Source organism: Streptomyces sp. NPDC053673 (assembly GCF_055585225.1).
In genome coordinates, this window is sequence record NZ_JBVJKN010000042.1 from 13,997 (window position 1) to 31,691 (window position 17,695).

Here is a 17,695-nt window from a genome sequence, read left to right on the forward strand (position 1 = left end):
CTTGCCGGCCCCTCGTCCGGGCGTCTGAGCGCGACAGGACGCCCAGCTGTCCATATCGTGGTCAGGAAGAGGGTGAGCTTACCCACACCGACGGACAGCCATGCGTCGTCAGACGCGTTTTCTATCCCCTATCGGGCTGAACTTTTGTTGATCTCGAGTTAGTTGGGCCTTAAAGGGGCCTACTCTTCAACGGGTGAACCAGTTGATGTCCCGCGAGCCCGACGCCGGCGTACCCGGCGAAGCTGTGGTGCCTGGCGACTACGCGCTGCCCGGCACGCTGCCCGACGCCCTGCGTGCCGAACTCATCGCCTTCCGCCGGGACTTGCACATGCACCCGGAGCTCGGGAACCAGGAGTTCCGCACCACCGCCGCGCTCAACGCGCGGCTGGAGGCCGCCGGGCTGCAACCGCAGGTGCTCTCGACCGGGACCGGGCTCATCTGTGACATCGGCACCCCGGACCGGGGCCGGCCCATGCTCGCGATCCGCGCCGACATCGACGCCCTGCCCATTCCGGACACGAAGACGGGCGTGCCGTACCGCTCGACCGTGCCCGACCGGGCCCACGCCTGCGGTCATGACGTGCACACGACGACGGTGCTCGGCGCCGGACTGGTCCTCGCCGACCTCGACCGGCAGGGGCTGCTGCCCCATGCCGTCCGGCTGATCTTCCAGCCCGCCGAGGAGGTCCTGCCCGGCGGCGCGGCCGACGCCATCGAGTCCGGCGCGCTGGACGGTGTGGGCCGGATCATCGCCGTGCACTGCGATCCCCGTGTGGACGCGGGCCGGATCGGGCTGCGCCCCGGCCCCATCACCTCCGCCTGCGACCGGCTGGAGATCACCCTCGACGGCCCCGGCGGTCACACCGCCCGTCCGCATCTGACCACCGACCTCGTCACGGCCGCCGCCAAGATCGTCACCGAGGTCCCGGCGCTGCTGTCCCGCCGTGTCGACACCCGCTCCGGCCTGGCCCTGACCTGGGGGCGTATCGAATCGGGCCACGCCTGCAACGTCATCCCGCAGCACGCCGAGCTCTCCGGCACCGTCCGCTGCCTGGACCTGCCCGCCTGGCGCGACGCCCCGGACCTCGTGCACGCCGCGGTCGACGAGATCGCCACGCTGCACCGGGCCAAGTCCCAGATCAACTACATCCGCGGGGTCCCGCCGGTGGTCAACGACCTCGTGATCACCGAGCTGCTGCGGGACGCCCAGTCCGCACGCCGCGGACTGCATGCGATCGAGGACACCGAGCAGAGCCTCGGCGGCGAGGACTTCTCCTGGTATCTGGAGCACGTCCCGGGTGCCATGGCACGTCTCGGGGTACGTCCCCCGGGGTCGGGCGCGAAGCTCGATCTGCACCGCGGGGACTTCGACGTGGACGAGGAGGCCATCAAGGTTGGTGTCGAGTTGTTCACCGCGGCCGCCCTGCTGGACGACCACCGTTCGTAATCGGACAGTTCATCTTACGTTCGTCCTTCGCGACGATCCGATAACGGCTGTCGAACACGTCTTTACCTGACATCTACGCGCGTTACGATCGCCGCTAAACCAGCGCCGGAAGTGGCGCTTTCGGTCAGGTTTAAAGGAGCCCCTCCGTGCGCCGGATCACCAGGATCGCCACCGTGGGCATCGCGTCCGCGGCTCTCGCACTGTCCGCCACCGCGTGTGGCGGCAAGAAGTCGTCCGAGGCTGGCTCGGACAGCGGCACCAAGGCCGCCCTCGCCTACGACATCGGTGGCCGTGGCGACCAGTCGTTCAACGACGCCGCCTACGCCGGCCTGGAGAAGGCCAAGAAGGACCTCGATGTCAACGGCACCGAGGCCGAGCCCAGCGAGGGCGAGGGCGACCCGGACAAGGTCCAGCGCCTGACCTCGCTCGCCCGTGCCGGCAACAACCCGGTGATCGGTGTCGGCTTCGCCTACGCCCCGGCCATCGCCGAGGTCGCGCCGAAGTTCCCGAACACCACCTTCGGCCTCATCGACGACACCTCCAAGACCGGCAAGAACATCGCCAACCTGGTCTTCAACGAAGAGCAGGGCTCCTACCTGGCCGGTGTCGCCGCCGCCAAGGTGACGAAGTCCAAGACCGTCGGCTTCATCGGCGGCGTCGAGACCCCGCTGATCAAGAAGTTCGAGGCGGGCTTCGTCCAGGGCGTCAAGGACACCAACAAGAACGTCAACGTCAAGGTCCAGTACCTGACCCAGCCGCCGGACTTCGGTGGCTTCTCCAAGCCGGACCTGGGCAAGGCCGCCGCGCAGGGGCAGATCGACGCGGGCGCCGACGTGATCTACGCCGCCGCCGGTCTCGCCGGCTCGGGCTCGATCGAGGCCGCCGCCAAGGCCAAGAAGTGGGCCATCGGCGTCGACTCGGACCAGTACAACCAGAAGGGTCTCACGGCCTACAAGGAGTCCATCCTCACCTCGGTGACCAAGGACGTCACGGGCGCGGTCTACAACCTGATCAAGTCGGTCAAGGACGGCAAGCCGCAGTCCGGTGAGATCCGCTACGGCCTGGACAAGAACGGTGTGGGCCTGGCCACCTCCAACCCGGCCTACACCAAGATGACCGACGTCGTCGCGGCGGTCGAGAAGGCCAAGGCCGACATCATCGCCGGTAAGATCAAGGTCAAGCTCGCTCCGTAACCGAGCGGCGGAACCGACGGTCCACGGGGCCGGAGGAGCGGTGCGCAACCGCCCCTCCGGACCCCGGACCGGGTTTCGGCCATCGGTTTTTGTTCTTCGACATCGCTACGCGCGTAGAACCCCCTCCGGCGCGATAACTTCGCCCCACCCCCTGCCCGCGACAGCCCGCCCTCACGTCTGTCTTCTCGCTCCTTTCCCGCCAAGGAGAGTGCGTCATCAACGCGTCCAGTCCGTCATCGCCGCCGGCTGCTGCCGTAGAACTGCGCGGCATCACCAAGCGCTTCCCCGGCGTCGTCGCCAACCACGACATCGACATCACCATCCGCAAGGGCACGGTCCATGCCCTCGTCGGTGAGAACGGGGCAGGCAAGTCGACCCTGATGAAGATCCTCTACGGCATGCAGAAGCCGGACGAGGGCACCATCACCATCGATGGCAACCAGGTCAGCTTCCACAGCCCGGCAGACGCCATCGCGACCGGCATCGGCATGGTCCACCAGCACTTCATGCTGGCCGACAACCTCACCGTGCTGGAAAACGTCGTGCTCGGCGGCGAGAAGCTGTACGGCATCGGCGCCAAGGCCAGGAACAAGATCAAGGAGATCTCGGACGCGTACGGGCTGAACGTCCGCCCGGACGCCCTGGTCGAGCAGCTCGGCGTCGCCGACCGCCAGCGCGTGGAGATCCTCAAGGTCCTCTACCGGGGCGCCCGCACGCTGATCCTCGACGAGCCGACCGCCGTGCTGGTCCCGCAGGAGGTCGACGCGCTCTTCGACAACCTGCGCGAGCTCAAGGCCGAGGGCCTCACCGTCATCTTCATCTCCCACAAGCTGGGCGAAGTGCTGTCGGTCGCCGACGACATCACGGTCATCCGGCGCGGTACGACGGTGGGCACCGCCGACCCGCGCACCACCACGCCGAAGCAGCTCGCCGAGCTCATGGTCGGCAGCGAGCTGCCCTCGCCGGAGACCCGCGAGTCGACGGTCACCGACGTGCCGATGCTCGACGTCGACAAGCTGCGGCTGACCGCGACCGACCCCGACGGCGTCGTCCGCGAGGTCCTCGACGGCATCACCTTCACCATCCACAAGGGTGAGGTCATGGGCATCGCGGGCGTCGAGGGCAACGGCCAGACCGAGCTCATCGAGGCCCTGATGGGCATGCGGGACCCGGACGGCGGTGTGATCACCCTCGACGGCACCGACATCTCGCACGCGCCGACCCGCAAGCGTCGCGAGGACGGCATCGGCTACATCCCCGAGGACCGCCACCGGCACGGTCTGCTCCTGGAGTCCCCGCTCTGGGAGAACCGCATCCTCGGCCATGTCACCGAGCGGCCCAACAGCAAGCGCGGCCTGCTCGACCTCAAGGCCGCCCGCCGGGACACCGAGCGCATCGTCCGCGAGTACGACGTGCGCACCCCCGGCATCGAGGTCACCGCGGCCTCCCTCTCCGGCGGCAACCAGCAGAAGCTGATCGTCGGCCGCGAGATGAGCCACGCGCCCAAGCTGCTCATCGCCGCCCACCCCACCCGCGGTGTGGACGTCGGCGCGCAGTCGCAGATCTGGGACCAGATCCGCGAGGCACGCCGGGAGGGCCTGGCGGTGCTGCTGATCTCGGCCGACCTGGACGAGCTCATCGGGCTCTCCGACACCCTGCGGGTCATGTACCGCGGCCGGCTGGTCGCGGACGCCGACCCCGCCACGATCACCCCGGAGGAGCTGGGCTCGGCCATGACCGGCGCCGCCACCGGCCACCTTGAGCACAACGAGCACCCTGGGAACGGTGAGGGCCGATGAAGAAGTTCGACAAGGACCGGCTGCTCCTGGGCATCGCCGGCCCGGCGCTCGCCCTGATCGTCGCCTTCCTGCTCACCACGGTGGTGCTGGTTCTCTCGGGCCTCAGCCCGTTCGAGCCGTACACGCTGATGGTCGAGCAGGTCGAGTTCACCGACGTCCAGGTGCTCATCATCAACCAGACCGGCATCTACTACCTCGCCGCGCTCGCCGTTGCCATCGGCTTCCGGATGAACCTGTTCAACATCGGCGTCGACGGCCAGTACCGCCTCGCGGTCATGCTCTCGGCCGTCGTCGGTGCCGCGGTCGAGCTTCCCGGTCCGCTGCACATCCTGCTGATCGTGTTCGTGGCCATGGCCGTGGGCGCGATCTGGGCCGGTATCGCGGGCATCCTGAAGACCACCCGCGGGGTGAGCGAGGTCGTCTCCACGATCATGCTGAACGCGATCGCGACCAGCATGATCGCGTGGATGATCCTGCCCGCCAACTTCGGCGTGCAGCCGAAGGGCTCCAACGACCTGACCACCGGTGTGATCGCCGAGTCCGGCTGGTTCCCCGGTCTGGAGCTCGAAGGCGGCAGCATCTACGGCTTCACCTTCGTCGCCTTCGGGCTCGGCATCGTCTACTGGTTCGTGCTCAACCGCACCCGCTTCGGCTTCGACCTGCGGGCCACCGGCGCCAGCCAGTCCGCCGCCCAGGCGAGCGGTGTCAGTGCCAAGAAGATGGTCATGACCGCCATGCTGATCTCCGGCGCGGTCGCCGGTCTCTCGGGCATGCCGATGCTGCTGGGCCAGACCCACACCTACAGCCTGAGTTTCCCTGTCGGTGTCGGCTTCACGGCCATCACCATCGCCCTGCTGGGCCGTAACAGCCCCGTCGGCATCTTCTTCGCCGCCCTGCTCATCTCCTTCCTGGAGAAGACCGCCGAAGGCCTCGGCATCGCGGGGTACCCGAAGGAGATCGCCATCATCATGCAGGGCCTGATCGTGATCGCTGTCGTCGTGTCGTACGAACTCGTCCGCCAGTACGGGCTCCGCCGCCAGCAGCAGAAGGTCGGCGAGGAGCTTGCCGCCCAGGCCCGCAAGAACAAGGAAGGGGCCGTCCTGTGAGCGAGTCCACGAGCACTGTTTCGGCCGCGGCGACCGCGCCGAAGAAGGGCGGCGGACGCCGCAAGCTGTCACTGCCCGTGATCATGCTGATGATCGCCGGCGGCCTCGCGCTGTTCTCGCTGGTGCGTGTGATCAGCGGCGCCAACGACCTCACCTCCGTCGGGCAGGTCTCCGGCGCCCTCCAGCTGGCCGTGCCGATCGGCCTCGCCGGTCTCGGCGGTCTGTGGGCCGAGCGGGCCGGTGTGGTCAACATCGGTCTCGAGGGCATGATGATCCTGGGTACCTGGTTCGGTGCCTGGGCGGGCTACCAGTGGGGCCCGTGGACCGGTGTCCTGCTGGGCATCGTCGGCGGCGCGATCGGCGGCCTGCTGCACGCGATCATGACGGTGACGTTCAACGTCAACCACATCGTCTCCGGTGTGGCCGTCAACATCCTCGCCGTCGGCGTCACCCGTTATCTGTCGGACTTCACCTTCGCCGAGGCCGAGGGCGGCTCCTCCAAGCAGTCCCCGCGCATCGACCAGATCACCGACATCACCATCCCGGGTCTGTCGGGCGGGCTCGCCGACCTGCAGGCCAAGCACTGGTTCTTCGTCTCCGACCTCGCGGGCGTGCTCGGCGGCCTCGTCACCAACCTGTCCGTGCTGACCGTCATCGCGATCCTGCTCGTCCCCGCGACCTGGTGGGTCCTGTGGCGCACGGCCTTCGGTCTGCGGCTGCGGTCCTGCGGTGAGAACCCCGTCGCCGCCGAGTCGCTCGGCGTCAACGTCTACAAGTACAAGTACATCGCGGTGATCGTCTCCGGTGCGATGGCCGGTCTCGGCGGTGCCTTCCTGGCCATCGTCTCCACGGGCATCTACCAGGAGGGCCAGACCGGCGGCCGCGGCTACATCGGTCTCGCCGCGATGATCTTCGGTAACTGGATGCCCGGCGGACTCGCGCTCGGCGCCGGGCTCTTCGGCTTCACCGACAGCCTCAAGCTGCGCGGTGGCGCCGAGAACGTCCACGCCATGCTCCTGCTGCTGGCGATCCTGCTGGTGCTCGCGTTCGCCTGGCAGCTCTACAAGAAGAAGCACTGGCAGGCCGGTATCTGCCTGGGCGTGTCCGCCCTGCTGTTCGCCTGGTACTCGCTGACCACCACGCTGCCGAGCCAGTTCGTGGACGCCGCGCCGTACGTCACGACGCTGCTGGTCCTCGCTCTGTCGGCACAACGGCTGCGGATGCCCAAGGCGGACGGCCTGCCGTACAAGAAGGGCCAGGGCAAGTGACCTCCGGCTCCGGCGAACCGGCCGCCGACACCGCCGTCTGGGAGGCCCTGCGGGCCGCGGCGCGGGACGCGATGTCGCACGCGTACGCCCCGTACTCGGGCTACCCGGTCGGCGCGGCGGCCCTCGTCGACGACGGCCGCACGGTCAGCGGCTGCAACGTCGAGAACGCATCGTACGGGCTCTCGCTGTGCGCCGAGTGCGGGCTGGTCTCGCAGCTGCAGGCCACCGGCGGCGGCCGGCTCACGCACTTCACGTGCGTGGACGGGAACGGCGACGTCCTGATGCCGTGCGGACGCTGCCGTCAGCTGCTCTACGAGTTCGGTGGGCCCGGCCTGCGGCTGGAGACGGCGGCGGGGATCCTGCTGCTCTCCGACATGCTTCCCCTGGCCTTCGGCCCGGAGAAGCTCGGCCCGGACAAGCTCGGCTAGACCCGCGGCCCCTCCGCTCCCCCGGCGGAGGGGCCGCCCCATTTTTCGTACCTGGAAGGAACCCGGAAAGACATGGACGCCATCTCCGTCATCCGCACCAAGCGGGACCGTGGCCGGCTCAGCGACGAGCAGATCGACTGGGTCATCGACGCGTACACCCGTGGCGAGGTCGCCGACGAGCAGATGTCGGCGCTGGCGATGGCGATCCTGATCAACGGCATGAACCGTGCGGAGATCGCCCGCTGGACCGCCGCGATGATCGCCTCCGGCGAGCGCATGGACTTCTCCTCGCTGTCCCGCCCGACCGCCGACAAGCACTCCACCGGTGGCGTCGGCGACAAGATCACGCTGCCGCTGGCGCCGCTCGTGGCCGCCTGTGGCGCGGCTGTGCCGCAGCTGAGCGGCCGGGGTCTCGGCCACACCGGCGGCACGCTGGACAAGCTGGAGTCCATCCCCGGCTGGCGTGCGCTGCTGTCCAACGCGGAGATGCTGAACGTCCTCGACACGACCGGCGCCGTCATCTGCGCGGCCGGCGACGGGCTGGCCCCGGCCGACAAGAAGCTCTACGCCCTCCGGGACGTCACCGGCACGGTCGAGGCGATCCCGCTGATCGCTTCCTCGATCATGTCGAAGAAGATCGCCGAGGGTACGGGCTCGCTGGTGCTGGACGTGAAGGTCGGCTCCGGCGCCTTCATGAAGAACATCGAGGACGCCCGCGAGCTCGCCTCCACCATGGTGGGTCTCGGCACCGACCACGGGGTGAAGACCGTGGCCCTGCTCACCGACATGTCCACCCCGCTCGGCCTCACCGCGGGCAACGCCCTGGAGGTCCGTGAGTCCGTCGAGGTCCTGGCGGGCGGCGGCCCCCAGGACGTCATCGACCTCACCGTGGCGCTGGCCCAGGAGATGCTCGCCGCGGCGGGCATCAAGGACGCCGACCCCGCGAAGGCGCTCGCCGACGGCTCCGCCATGGACGTCTGGCGCCGCATGATCGCCGCGCAGGGCGGAGACCCGGACGCCGAGCTCCCCGTCGCCCGCGAGCAGCATGTGATCACCGCCCCGTCCACGGGCGTGCTCACCCGCCTCGACGCCTATGACGTCGGTGTGGCCGCCTGGCGCCTCGGCGCGGGCCGCGCCCGCAAGGAGGACCCGGTCCAGGCGGGCGCCGGCATCGAGATCCACGCCAAGCCCGGCGAGCCGGTGACCGCGGGCCAGCGTCTGCTGACCCTGCACACGGACACCCCGGAGAAGTTCGAGTACGCCGTCAAGTCCCTTGAGGGGGCGTACGACATCGCCACGACGGGCTCGGCGTTCACCTCGAACCCGATCGTTCTGGACCGCATCGCCTGACACGGACCGCAGCGGCGGCTTTGTGCATGCGGCCGCGAGCACGCCGATGAGTTCTCGGCGTGCTCACGGTCTGTTCCATGTGGACAGCATGCGGCAGCCGATCGTTCTCGAACTCATCGGCCGGGTCACCCCGGCCGATGTGCCACTGCTGTGCACCCGGCTGGAGGCGCGGATCACCGACGCCGACGCCGGCGGCGGTGAGGTGATCTGCGACGTCGGCGGACTGACCACCGCCGATCTCGGCGCCGTCAATGCCGTTGCCCGGCTGCGGCTCACCGCCCGGCGCCTCGGTAGGACCGTACGGCTGAGGAACGCCCGTCCCGAGCTCCTCGCGCTCCTCGATTTCCTCGGGCTCACCGACGACGACCCGGACGCCGACCCCGACCGGCCCCCGGACGGGGGCCGGGGCGGCCCCGACCCTGACCCGGCCCGGCCGTCGGCGCTCGACCGGGCCCGCTGACCGGCGGCGGACGGGCGGCCCTGCCCCGGCTCAGGCCTCTGCGGCGCCCTCCGGGCCGAGCCGCTGCGGCAGCTCGAAGAGCGGGAACCAGCGCTTGGTGTCCAGGAAGAAGTCCATTCCGCTGATCCGGCCGTCCGCGATCTCCAGGACGATGAGCGCCCACGGCTCGAATCCCTCGCCGCTCTGGCTCGGGTGGTAGTGCGCGAACGCCGGTGAGCCGTTCGCCACGGTCGGGACCAGCTTCGAGCCGCGGCAGACCTCGCCGACGCCGAGCATCCAGCCCACGATGTCGTCGTGGCCGCGCAGCCACAGGTCGTACGGCGGCATGGACATCGTCGCGTCCTCGTGGAGCAGCGCGGTGAGCGCCTTCATGTCGTACTCCTCGAAGGCGGCGACATAGCGCTCCAGCAGCTTCTGCTGCTCCTCGTCGAGCGGGTCCGCAGGGTCCGATGCCGCGGGCCCGGACTCGGCGAGGGTGGCGCGGGCGCGCTGCAGCGCACTGTTGACCGAGGCGACCGACGTGCCCAGCAGCTCGGCGACCTCCGCGGCCTTCCACGCCAGCACCTCGCGCAGGATCAGCACGGCGCGCTGCTTGGGCGGCAGATGCTGCAGCGCGGCGACGAACGCCAGCCGGATCGACTCCCGCTCGACCGTCGTATCGGCCGGGTCGGCCACCGACGGCAGCACCCGCCCGTCCGGAACCGGCTCCAGCCAGGTGATCTCCGGACGGGCGTTGAGCTGGGCCTGGGCGACCGGGGTGGCGGCGCTCAGATCCATCGGCCGGGCCCGGCGATTGCCCGCGTTCAGCATGTCCAGGCAGACGTTCGTCGCGATGCGGTACAGCCACGAGCGCAGCGACGATCTCCCCTCGAACTTCTCGATGCTCCGCCAGGCCCGCACCATCGTGTCCTGGACGGCGTCCTCCGCCTCGAAGGCCGAGCCCAGCATGCGGTAGCAGTAGCCGGTGAGCTCCCTGCGGAAGCCCTCCAGCCGGGATTCGAGGTCCTGCGTCGTAGCCAGATCACTCATCGGGTCCACCCCTGTCGCCCATCCGCACCAGCCCTTCGGCACCGCCATTTGAACGCTACAGGAGGGGAGTCAACCTCTCGGCCGTAAACGACCGAGCTTGCTGACTCGGTCGTTCACACCTTGTCGCGCTCCCGACTGCCCCTTACGACAGGGCGGTCACGGGTCGCATCTACCGGACCTGGTTATGCCAGGTCTGGTACGGGTGCGTTGACGAGCACCCACGCCGGGCGGGCGCGGTTGCGCACGTTGATCCCGGCGACGTGGTCGGCGGGCCCAGCGAGGCCGCATCGACGACAGAGGAAGTGGTCCCGGGTGGGGCGGTTGCCCCGCTCGGTGTGCCCGCAGCGTGGGCAGCGCTGCGAGGTATGGGCCGGGTCCACCTCGATTACCTGAACCCCTGTGCGGCGGGCCTTGTAGGCGATGAACGTGCCGAGTTGGTGGAACGGCCAGGAGGAGAGGCGCGCCCGCTGGTCGCTGGAGAGCCGGACCCGGTCGCGTATCCCACTCAGTTCTTCCAGTGCGATGCCACGACCGGTGCGTTCTGCGACGGCCACGATCTCCTTGCTGATCTTGTGATCGATGTGGCTGGCGTGCCGGGCCTCGCGGCGGACACGCTTCCTCAGCCGACGGCTTCCAGCGCCACGGCCTGCTCGGGCGTGGGCAGCAGCTTCACCTGCACGACCAGCTTCACGAGCTACCACGCTACGCGCGCGCACCTATCCGTACAGCCACGTGTCAACATGTCACCCGCGCGAGTGACATCACCCCGGGAGTGAGCATTCCGGCGCGATGCTGCGGCGCTCCGCGCTACACAGGATGCGATTGCACCCCGGCCTGAAGGCCTGGGGTTCCTAAGAACCCGCAGCTGACAACGGGCTCAGGTTCCGGGCTTGCGCCCGTAGACGAAGACGTCCTCCCCGTTCCTGAGCAGGTTCCAGTAGGCCTTCGCGTCCGCCGGACGCATATTGACGCAGCCCCCGGAGCCCGGCGGGTTGTACATCGACTTGGTGACCGAGTGGAAGGCGATCCCGCGGTCGAAGAACTGCGAGTACGGCATCCACACCCGGTAGATCGTCGACCAGTGGTTGACGCTGCGGTAGTAGATCTTCTTCGAGCCGGTACGGGTCTCCGCGCCGTCCCGCCCGGTCCGTACCGGCACCGGCCCGTACTTCAGCCGCGCGCCGTCCTGGATCCAGCTGAGCTGCCTGGTCAGGTCGACACACGCGATACGGCCCCTGTTGGTCGGACACGTACCCGCCCGGTTCGGGTTGGTGCCCGCCGCGCGCTGGGCCAGGATCGTGCTCATCGTGCGCCAGGTGACCGGCCCGGCGTAGCCGATCGTCGGGGTGATCCCGTGCCAGCGCTGGAACGTCTGGATCGCCTTGCAGTCGGCGGGCGACTGCCGCCCGTCGACCGGGCGGCCCATGAACTTCTCGACCTGCTTCTGGTACGGCCCCGTCGCCGTCGTGCAGGACGCCGCCTGTGCGGGGGCGGCGCCGAGTGCGAGGGCCAGGGGCACCACCAGACCGGTGATGCCGAGGGCTACGCCGCCCCGTCTCCGTACGTTCCTTGTGTGTCTTGCACGATCCACGGTCACCAACTCCCCAGTACGCGCAGTGCGGTTGCTCTGCACTTTGGACGCGTACGGGGGAGTGGCGGTTGTAGGCGGGAGGGCACGGATCTGCACAGTTTCGCGGGGAGATCGCCACAGCCGCCCCAGGAGCCTCAGTGGCGCGCGGCCGCCACGGTGAGCACCAGCCGGCGCTCCTGCGCACGGGCCGCGTACGACCCGTACAGGGTGATCGACACGACCCCGAGCACCGCCAGCAGCCCCAGCAGGACCGTGCCCGCCCAGCCGCCGGAGTGGAAGGCGATCGCGCCGAGCGTGCCGCCCGCGCTGCTGCCCAGGTAGTAAGCCGACTGGTACAGCGCGGAGGCCTGCGCCCGGCCGGTCTTCGCTGTGCGGCTCACCGAGGAGGAGGCGACCGCGTGGCCGGCGAAGAAGCCCGCCGTGATCAGCACCAGACCGAGCAGGACCGAGGCCAGCGAGTCCGCGAGGGAGAACAGCAGGCCCGCCGTCGTCGTCCCGACCGCGAGATACAGTGCGCCGCGCCGCCCGAGGCGGCCGACCAGCTTCCCGGCCGCCGCGGACGAGACCGTGCCGACCAGGTAGACGAGGAAGATCGAGCCGACCACGCCCTGGGGGAGGCTGAAGGGTGCCTCCACCAGCCGGTACCCGATCACCGTGTAGACCGCGCCGAACACGGTCATGAAGAGCGCGCCGATCCCGTACAGCCGCATCAGCAGCGGGTCGGAGAGGTGACCGCGGACGGTCTTCGCCAGCTCGCGCGGATCCAGCGAACCCGGAACGAAGTGACGTGCCTTCGGCACCAGCACCCGGAAGGCGACCGCGCACACGACGGCCATCAGGCCGACCGCGGCGAGCGCCGCCCGCCAGCCCCACAGCTGGGCGACCCAGCCGGTCACGATCCGGCCGCTCATGCCGCCGATGCTGTTGCCCGCCACGAACAGACCGATCGCGGCGATGAGCGCCTTCGGCCGTACCTCCTCCGCGAGGAACGCCATCGCGGAGGCCGGGATCCCGGCCAGTGCGGCGCCCTGCACCGCGCGCAGCGCGACCAGCCACTCCAGGTTCGGCGCGACCGGCACCAGCATTCCGACCACGGCCGCGACCGTGAGCGACACCGTCATCAGCCGTACCCGCCCGAACCGCTCGGACAGCGCGCTCAGCGGGAGCACGCACAGGGCCAGGGCGGCGGTCGCCGCGGAGACCGTCCAGCTGGCCGCGCTCGCGGTCGCGCCGAACTCGGCGGAGACGGCGGGCAGCAGGGCCTGGGTCGAGTAGAGGAGAGCGAAGGTCGCGACGCCCGCGGCGAAGAGCGCGAAGCTCATGCGGCGGTAACCGGGGAGGCCGGGGGCGAGCTGACGGGACGACGAGGTGAGGGCACCCACGGTGGTGGGCGCCCCGGTACTGGCGGAAGGCATACCTCGAAGGTAGGCACCCCTTCCTGATGCGTCCAATGCATGGAACGGCTTTAATCGTTCCCATGGCGCATGACTACAGCTCACAGGCTCGCGTGTCACTGAACAGTTACGAAGAAGACATGCCTCTGCTGCTTGCGCCGCGCCTCGCGTACTTCGCGGGTGTCGCCCGCCACGAGCATGTGACCCGGGCCGCGCAGGAGCTCGCCGTTCCCCAGTCGACGCTCTCGCGCGCGATGGTCCGCCTCGAACAGGACCTGGGCGTGGCACTGTTCACCCGCAAGGGCCGCACGGTGTCGCTGACGGCGGCGGGCCGTACGTTCCTCACCTCCGTCGAGCGGGCCCTCGCCGAGGTCGAACGGGCCGCGGAGTCGGTACGGGCCGACGCCGACCCGTCCGCGGGCAAGGTCGCCTTCGGCTTTCTGCACACGATGGGCTCCGAGACCGTGCCCGAGCTCATCCGCGCCTTCCGCGTCGACCATCCCCGGGTCCGCTTCACACTCGTCCAGAACTACGGCGAGGCGATGATCGAGCGACTCCGCGCCGGCGAACTCGACCTGTGTCTCACCTCGCCGGTCCCCGACGCCCCCGATCTGGTCGCCCGCCGCCTCGACGAACAGCGGCTGCGACTCGTGGTCCCCGACGACCACCGCCTCGCCACGCGCAAGCGCGTCCGTCTCGCCGAGGCCGCCGACGAGACCTTCGTGACCCTCGAACCCGGCTACGGCCTGCGCCGCATCACCGACGCCCTGTGCGCCGAAGCCGGCTTCTCCCCGCGCGTCGCCTTCGAGGGTGAGGAGGCCGAGACGCTGCGGGGCCTCGTCGCCGCGGGCCTCGGCGTCGCCCTGCTGCCGCCGCCCGCCGTACCCCGTCCGGGGGTCGTCGAACTGACGGTGACCGCGCCGCGCGCGGTGCGCGAGATCGGCGTCGCCTGGCTCGACGGCCATCCGGACACGGCGCCGGTGACGGCCTTCAAGAAGTTCCTGCTGTCACGGCGGGGGAATCTGCTGCCGGACTGAGGCGCCTGCGGTGGGCTCCTTCCTGCCCCTCCCCGGCTGTGTCGATCTGCGGCTCCGCCGCGTGGGGGGCAGGGCCCGGACCCCGTACGGCCTTCGGCCGTGTCCTCAATCGCGGACGGGCTGATTCCCGGGGCTCCGACGAAGCCCGCGCCTCAACCGCCGCCGGGGCTTCTTCGGAGCCCGTTGGGGCGCCCCCGGGGCGAAGCTCTGGAGGAGATTGAGGACGGACACCCGGGCTGCGCCGACGGGACCCGGCGCGTACCGAGCCCCGCCGGTGACCGAGGCGCGGAGTGATCGGGCTCGGGGGTGCGGGGGCGGAGCCCCCGAATCCTCAGTGCCGCATCGCTCTTCCGAAGCCCGCTGCCAGCGGCATCCGCAGTCCCAGCGGCGGTGGCGCCGCCAGCGCGTCCGCGACCGGGCGGGCGTATGCGCGGGAAAAGAGCGAGCCGAGGACGAAGTCGGCGGCCAGGGCCAGGACTTCTTCCTGGTACTGGCGCAGGGAGTGGCCGTCCGAATGGACCTCGAAGCGGCATGTGTCACGGTTGGACTTCTTCGCGCGCTCGGCCAGCCGGTACGACAGCTCCGGGTCGGTCCTGGCGTCGTTCGTGCCGTGGACGATCAGGACCTGACGCCCGGCGAGCTGTTTCACCGGTTCGGGTTGCGCCGCGACATCGTCCTCCGGCAGCCAAGGGGCCAGCGCGAGTACGGAGTTGACGGCGCCGTGCCCGGCGGCGTGCAGCGCGGCGCGGCCGCCCATGCCGTGCCCGGCCAGACACACCGGGACATCGCCGTACCGCCGCCCCGCTTCGTCCGCCGCCCAGGACGCGTCGGCCGCGAGGCGCGCGTCCGGGCCGTTCCAGCCGCGTCCGCGGTAGCGCACGACGTGTGCGACGAGACCGTCCCGGCGTCCCGCCCGGGCCAGCGAACGCGCCAGGGGCAGCGTCGCGGCGTGCGACACCGTGGACGGTCCGCGGGCCGACTCCGGCTCGCCGTCCGGCAGCAGCAGCACCACGCCGCTCACGGCGCCACCGTGCCCGCCCGCCGGCCGGACCGCGCGGCCGAGCCTGGCCAGTGCCGTAGGCATCTCCTGCCGCTCCCCTCGCGACGCGTTCGCCTCCACCCGGGTGCCCGCCGGTCCGGCCGCGCCGGCCGTACGCCCCCACCGCTGGAACAGTGCGTGGTGTGCCATGGCAGAACAGTCTCAGAAGTGCGGGTGTACTCCACCCGTCCGCACGGTCACTGTTACGTATCGACGGGCGGTTCGTGCAGATGCCCTCTACGCGCGTAGGGACTAGAGTGCGAAAATGACGAGCCAGACCACCCATGTGTCTTCCCGGAGAGCCGCCCCCGGACCCGAGGGGCCGACCGTGGACCAGATCCGCCGTGCCCCGAAGGTGCTCCTCCACGATCACCTCGACGGCGGGCTGCGCCCCGGCACGATCATCGAGCTCGCCCGCGAGACGGGCTACGACGCACTCCCCGAGGCCGAGCCCGACAAGCTCGGCATCTGGTTCCACGAGGCCGCCGACTCCGGCTCGTTGGAGCGATACCTGGAAACGTTCGCGCACACCTGCGCCGTCATGCAGACCCGCGAGGCCCTGAAGCGCGTGGCCGTCGAATGCGCCGAGGACCTCGCCGAGGACGGTGTCGTCTACGCCGAGGTGCGGTACGCGCCCGAGCAGCACCTCGAAGCGGGCCTGACCCTCGAAGAGGTCGTCGAGGCCGTCAACGACGGCTTCCGCGAAGGCGAGCGCCGGGCCCGCGAGAGCGGTCACCGCATCCGCGTCGGCGCCATGCTCACCGCGATGCGGCACGCCGCCCGCGCCCTGGAGATCGCCGAACTCGCCAACCGCTACCGGGACTCGGGCGTCGTCGGCTTCGACATCGCGGGTGCCGAGGCGGGCTTCCCGCCCACCCGCCACCTCGACGCGTTCGAGTTCCTGAAGCGGGAGAACAACCACTTCACGATTCACGCGGGAGAGGCCTTCGGCCTGCCGTCGATCTGGCAGGCCCTCCAGTGGTGCGGCGCCGACCGGCTCGGCCACGGCGTGCGCATCATCGACGACATCGAGGTCGCGGACGACGGCACGGTCAAACTCGGGCGCCTCGCCGCGTACGTACGCGACAAGCGCATTCCCCTGGAGATGTGCCCGACGTCCAATCTGCAGACGGGCGCGGCTTCCTCGTACGAGGAGCACCCCATCGGACTGCTGCGCCGGCTGCACTTCCGGACCACCGTCAACACCGACAACCGGCTGATGAGCAACACGAGCATGAGCCGTGAGTTCGAGCTGCTCACCGAGGCGTTCGGCTACACGCTCGACGACATGCAGTGGTTCACGGTCAATGCGATGAAGTCCGCGTTCATTCCTTTCGATGAACGCCTTGCGATGATCAATGACGTGATCAAGCCGGGCTATGCCGAGCTGAAATCCGAATGGCTGTTCCAGCAGACCGCCACGACCAGGGGATCCGCGCCCGACGAGGGGTGAGCAGGGGGTCGTGGAAGTGGCCGGGAGCGTCAACTCCCGGTCCCGTTCCCCGGATCCCTGATCGATTGCGGGGCGGAGGGCGCGCTTCGCGGGCCTGCCCTTCCCCGTGTGACGCCCGTGCGGGATGCACGAAAGGAAGGGGCGCACACCCGGAATCGGGTGTGCGCCCCTCTGCGCTGTTCGCGCGCCGTCACCAGGCGGTCGACGCGGTCTTCTCCTCCGGCAGCAGCAGCCACAGCGCCAGGTAGAGCAGGAACTGCGGGCCGGGCAGCAGACACGACACCAGGAAGATCACGCGCATCGTGGTCGCGGAGGTGCCGAAGCGCCGTGCCAGCGCTGCGCACACTCCGCCGATCATGCGTCCGTCACGGGGGCGGGCAAGTGCGGCCATGGAGGGCTCCTTCACGAGCGTCCTGGGGAGCCGCTCCACCGGGCTCCCGATGACTCCATACTCGCCCGGGGCAACGGGGCAAAGCGTCGCTCTACGGGGCGATCCCGACCCTGGGAATCGTCGGGGTCGGCCCCTGAGGCGCCTCATCCCGGAGCAGGGGTCCCCGCTCCTTCCTGGGACGTGCAGACCTCCCGCCGCGCCTGCGCCGCAGCCGGGCACGGCCCGCAGGGACGACCGCGAGATGGGCCAGCGCCACGCCCGCCGTGTTCAGCAGCAGCGAGTCCACGTCGACGACCTGCCCCGGCACCCCGGTCTGCAGCAGTTCGATGCCGAGTGACAGCAGCGCCCCCGCCGCGACCGTACGGGTCAGCGAGGCCCACGGGGCGACAGTGAGCCGGCCGCTCGCCATCGGCAGCAGTATGCCGATGGGAGCCAGCAGGAGGAGTCCCTCACCGATACGGCGGGCCGCCTGCACCGGGCCCAGCGCCAGATCCGCTCTGATGCCCGCCAGCGGCTCCAGATTCGCAGCCGTCACCCACGGCACATCCAACGGGCGGAGCGTCAGCCACCCCACGAGTGCCAGATGTGCGAGGAGGAGGACGGCCCCCGCCACGCGGAAGTGGATGGCGGCACTGCCGCCCGAACCTTGACGCTGCACGCCCCCCAAGACGCGTTGACCGGCAGCATCGGTTCCGCCGGATGCCGGAGGG

At 70.0% G+C, this 17,695-nt stretch carries 17 protein-coding genes; 10 read left to right on the top strand and 7 right to left on the bottom strand.

Translation table 11 applies throughout. The features are described 5' to 3' along the window. The first annotated feature begins 205 nt into the window (after positions 1-205). From ACZ6ZQ_RS34275 to ACZ6ZQ_RS34310, 8 genes are all read left to right on the top strand, one after another. Positions 206-1,447 carry an amidohydrolase gene (locus ACZ6ZQ_RS34275; protein WP_469772446.1) on the top strand — a complete coding sequence of 414 codons (1,242 nt, stop codon included), beginning with the start codon at positions 206-208 and terminating at the stop codon, positions 1,445-1,447. Between the two features lie 146 nt (positions 1,448-1,593). Further along, positions 1,594-2,640 carry a BMP family lipoprotein gene (locus ACZ6ZQ_RS34280; protein ID WP_469772422.1) on the top strand — a complete coding sequence of 349 codons (1,047 nt, stop codon included), beginning with the start codon at positions 1,594-1,596 and terminating at the stop codon, positions 2,638-2,640. Positions 2,641-2,855: 215 nt separating this feature from the next. After that, complete coding sequence (locus tag ACZ6ZQ_RS34285) at positions 2,856-4,439, top strand: ABC transporter ATP-binding protein (protein ID WP_469772447.1); 1,584 nt, start codon at positions 2,856-2,858, stop codon at positions 4,437-4,439. Further along, complete coding sequence (locus tag ACZ6ZQ_RS34290; protein ID WP_469772423.1) at positions 4,436-5,545, top strand: ABC transporter permease; 1,110 nt, start codon at positions 4,436-4,438, stop codon at positions 5,543-5,545. Before ACZ6ZQ_RS34285 ends, ACZ6ZQ_RS34290 begins: the two co-directional genes overlap by 4 nt. Next, on the top strand, positions 5,542-6,813 hold the full coding sequence (locus ACZ6ZQ_RS34295; protein ID WP_469772424.1) for an ABC transporter permease: 1,272 nt from the start codon (positions 5,542-5,544) through the stop codon (positions 6,811-6,813). Before ACZ6ZQ_RS34290 ends, ACZ6ZQ_RS34295 begins: the two co-directional genes overlap by 4 nt. Further along, a complete protein-coding gene (locus tag ACZ6ZQ_RS34300) occupies positions 6,810-7,241 on the top strand; it encodes a cytidine deaminase (RefSeq protein ID WP_469772425.1) in 432 nt (143 codons plus the stop codon). The genes ACZ6ZQ_RS34295 and ACZ6ZQ_RS34300 overlap by 4 nt, the downstream gene beginning before the upstream one ends. 72 nt (positions 7,242-7,313) lie before the next feature. Next, positions 7,314-8,591, top strand: a complete 1,278-nt coding sequence (locus ACZ6ZQ_RS34305) for a thymidine phosphorylase (RefSeq protein WP_469772426.1) — start codon at positions 7,314-7,316, stop codon at positions 8,589-8,591. Between the two features lie 88 nt (positions 8,592-8,679). Then, on the top strand, positions 8,680-9,051 hold the full coding sequence (locus ACZ6ZQ_RS34310; RefSeq protein ID WP_469772427.1) for an STAS domain-containing protein: 372 nt from the start codon (positions 8,680-8,682) through the stop codon (positions 9,049-9,051). A gap of 30 nt (positions 9,052-9,081) precedes the next feature. Here ACZ6ZQ_RS34310 and ACZ6ZQ_RS34315 read toward each other — a convergent pair whose 3' ends face one another. From ACZ6ZQ_RS34315 to ACZ6ZQ_RS34330, 4 genes are all read right to left on the bottom strand, one after another. After that, positions 9,082-10,080: a sigma-70 family RNA polymerase sigma factor gene (locus ACZ6ZQ_RS34315; protein WP_469772428.1), complete on the bottom strand. Its 999-nt coding sequence runs from the start codon at positions 10,078-10,080 to the stop codon at positions 9,082-9,084. 182 nt (positions 10,081-10,262) lie between these two features. Next, complete coding sequence (locus tag ACZ6ZQ_RS34320) at positions 10,263-10,796, bottom strand: RNA-guided endonuclease TnpB family protein (protein ID WP_469772429.1); 534 nt, start codon at positions 10,794-10,796, stop codon at positions 10,263-10,265. 161 nt (positions 10,797-10,957) lie between these two features. Continuing rightward, positions 10,958-11,614: a L,D-transpeptidase family protein gene (locus ACZ6ZQ_RS34325; protein WP_469772448.1), complete on the bottom strand. Its 657-nt coding sequence runs from the start codon at positions 11,612-11,614 to the stop codon at positions 10,958-10,960. Between the two features lie 191 nt (positions 11,615-11,805). After that, entirely contained in the window at positions 11,806-13,086 is a 1,281-nt protein-coding gene (locus tag ACZ6ZQ_RS34330; protein WP_469772430.1) for an MFS transporter, read from the bottom strand. Between the two features lie 62 nt (positions 13,087-13,148). Here ACZ6ZQ_RS34330 and ACZ6ZQ_RS34335 point away from each other — a divergent pair, with 62 nt between their 5' ends. Continuing rightward, on the top strand, positions 13,149-14,102 hold the full coding sequence (locus ACZ6ZQ_RS34335; protein ID WP_469772431.1) for a LysR family transcriptional regulator: 954 nt from the start codon (positions 13,149-13,151) through the stop codon (positions 14,100-14,102). Positions 14,103-14,433: 331 nt separating this feature from the next. Here the strand turns inward: ACZ6ZQ_RS34335 and ACZ6ZQ_RS34340 are convergent, their stop codons facing one another. Further along, entirely contained in the window at positions 14,434-15,114 is a 681-nt protein-coding gene (locus ACZ6ZQ_RS34340; protein WP_469772449.1) for an alpha/beta fold hydrolase, read from the bottom strand. A 292-nt stretch (positions 15,115-15,406) separates the two neighbouring features. On the opposite strand from ACZ6ZQ_RS34340, the gene ACZ6ZQ_RS34345 reads away from it, so the two are divergent. Next, the gene (locus ACZ6ZQ_RS34345) at positions 15,407-16,594 is read left to right on the top strand and encodes an adenosine deaminase (protein ID WP_469772432.1); all 1,188 of its coding nucleotides are present in this window, start codon (positions 15,407-15,409) and stop codon (positions 16,592-16,594) included. Between the two features lie 190 nt (positions 16,595-16,784). Here ACZ6ZQ_RS34345 and ACZ6ZQ_RS34350 read toward each other — a convergent pair whose 3' ends face one another. After that, on the bottom strand, positions 16,785-16,985 hold the full coding sequence (locus ACZ6ZQ_RS34350; RefSeq protein WP_453668235.1) for a PspC domain-containing protein: 201 nt from the start codon (positions 16,983-16,985) through the stop codon (positions 16,785-16,787). A gap of 91 nt (positions 16,986-17,076) precedes the next feature. After that, a complete protein-coding gene (locus ACZ6ZQ_RS34355; protein WP_469772433.1) occupies positions 17,077-17,643 on the bottom strand; it encodes a VanZ family protein in 567 nt (188 codons plus the stop codon). Positions 17,644-17,695: the final 52 nt, after the last annotated feature.

Coding starts and splice junctions, on each gene's coding strand:
- ACZ6ZQ_RS34315 (WP_469772428.1), bottom strand. CDS start 10,080: ATGAGTGATCTGGCTACGACGCAGGACCTCGAATCCCGGCTGGAGGGC.
- ACZ6ZQ_RS34275 (WP_469772446.1), top strand. CDS start 206: ATGTCCCGCGAGCCCGACGCCGGCGTACCCGGCGAAGCTGTGGTGCCT.
- ACZ6ZQ_RS34330 (WP_469772430.1), bottom strand. CDS start 13,086: ATGCCTTCCGCCAGTACCGGGGCGCCCACCACCGTGGGTGCCCTCACC.
- ACZ6ZQ_RS34350 (WP_453668235.1), bottom strand. CDS start 16,985: ATGGCCGCACTTGCCCGCCCCCGTGACGGACGCATGATCGGCGGAGTG.
- ACZ6ZQ_RS34310 (WP_469772427.1), top strand. CDS start 8,680: ATGCGGCAGCCGATCGTTCTCGAACTCATCGGCCGGGTCACCCCGGCC.
- ACZ6ZQ_RS34305 (WP_469772426.1), top strand. CDS start 7,314: ATGGACGCCATCTCCGTCATCCGCACCAAGCGGGACCGTGGCCGGCTC.
- ACZ6ZQ_RS34345 (WP_469772432.1), top strand. CDS start 15,407: ATGACGAGCCAGACCACCCATGTGTCTTCCCGGAGAGCCGCCCCCGGA.
- ACZ6ZQ_RS34335 (WP_469772431.1), top strand. CDS start 13,149: ATGGCGCATGACTACAGCTCACAGGCTCGCGTGTCACTGAACAGTTAC.
- ACZ6ZQ_RS34290 (WP_469772423.1), top strand. CDS start 4,436: ATGAAGAAGTTCGACAAGGACCGGCTGCTCCTGGGCATCGCCGGCCCG.